This window comes from Streptomyces sp. WM6386, from assembly GCF_000972385.1.
Taxonomy (GTDB): Bacteria; Actinomycetota; Actinomycetes; order Streptomycetales; family Streptomycetaceae; genus Streptomyces.
Window position 1 is genome coordinate 1 of the sequence record NZ_JXTE01000492.1, and the last position, 450, is coordinate 450.

General features: G+C 72.9%; 1 protein-coding gene. It reads right to left on the bottom strand.

Translation table 11 applies throughout. The features are described 5' to 3' along the window. Window positions 1-450: nitrate- and nitrite sensing domain-containing protein (locus TN53_RS42390; protein ID WP_199924763.1), on the bottom strand; the 450-nt coding region annotated here is incomplete at both ends.

Here is a 450-nt window from a genome sequence, read left to right on the forward strand (position 1 = left end):
ACTTCGCCGAGCGCCGCGGCCGGGTCGGCGGTGCCCCCGTCGGCAGCGGCGCGAACTTCGGCAAGGCGCCGCAGGTGCCGCTGGATGACATCCTCGACCGCGCTTTCGGGGCGCATTCCGCGCAGTGCGGTGTCAACGCGCTTGCGGGTAGCGGCGAGTGATGTGCGGAACTCCTCCTCACCGCCCAACAGGCCGTTGGTCAGGCCGCGTTCACGTTGCAGCTGGTGCACCAGCGCCTGGACGCGCAGGCTGAGGCCGACCTCGGCACGGGTCGTCCGTGCGTCGCCGAGAGCCACGGCGCGGCCGTCCACAGCGAGACCGGCCACCGCCAGCAGCAGGCAGACGGGGACCGTGATGACCACCGCCACCCGCCCTCTGATGCTGCGCCAGCCCGGCATCGGCCGACGATCCGGAGCCGTACCGTCAGCGTGGCGGCGCCCTGAACCACCC